Annotated in this window: 1 protein-coding gene and 1 pseudogene; one reads left to right on the top strand and one right to left on the bottom strand. The window is 60.5% G+C overall.

Annotation, left to right across the window (positions count from 1 at the left end; genetic code table 11):
- A pseudogene (locus B7L68_RS08445) lies at nucleotides 1–202 on the top strand (molybdopterin-guanine dinucleotide biosynthesis protein MobA); the annotation flags it as partial.
- On the opposite strand, the gene B7L68_RS08440 reads toward B7L68_RS08445, so the two are convergent.
- On the bottom strand, nucleotides 194–517 hold a 324-nt coding region (locus B7L68_RS08440), incomplete at its 5' end, for a twin-arginine translocase TatA/TatE family subunit (protein WP_369907405.1). The pseudogene B7L68_RS08445 and the gene B7L68_RS08440 overlap by 9 nt on opposite strands.

Below are 517 nucleotides of genomic sequence, written 5' to 3'. Positions count from 1 at the left end.
GCTAGAGTGGGATCCGCCGCTCGCCAGGTATCTAGCCACGGGCTCCGCGGACTTCCTGTGGAGCGAGCTGAGGACCTATCTAGAGGCCGGTCTCTACTCGATGGCGGCGCACGTGTTGGACGATCTGGCCGAGGGGAACCGGCGGCTTGCGCCCGTCGCCAAGGCCTTGAAGGAGCTGGTTGGAATTAGGAAGTCAGCCTAGCGCTATCTTCTTGTTCATCTCGGCGACCTTGCGGTTTACTTCCTCCAGTATCTGCTCCTTGGTTTTGCCCTCTGTGTTTATGCCTAGGTTCTTGGCCACCTCCAGCAGCTTCCTGTAGTCCTCGTCCTCGCCTGCGGCCAGGCCTTGGGAGGCCCTTCTGAACTCGTGCAGGGCCTGCCCGAGGCCCCTGGCCAGGGCGGGGAGCTTTGAGGGGCCCCATATGAGGAGGATGACCACGGCGATCAGTATTATGAGCCAGTCCTGGCCCGTGATGAACAGCCACATATACGGCCAAACCCCACAACCATAAAAACC

The sequence above is a fragment of the Thermoproteus sp. CP80 genome, from assembly GCF_002077075.2.
GTDB lineage: Archaea > Thermoproteota > Thermoprotei > Thermoproteales > Thermoproteaceae > Thermoproteus.
The sequence above is the reverse complement of the archived record's forward strand: the minus strand, read 5'-3'. Positions and strand labels throughout refer to the sequence as shown.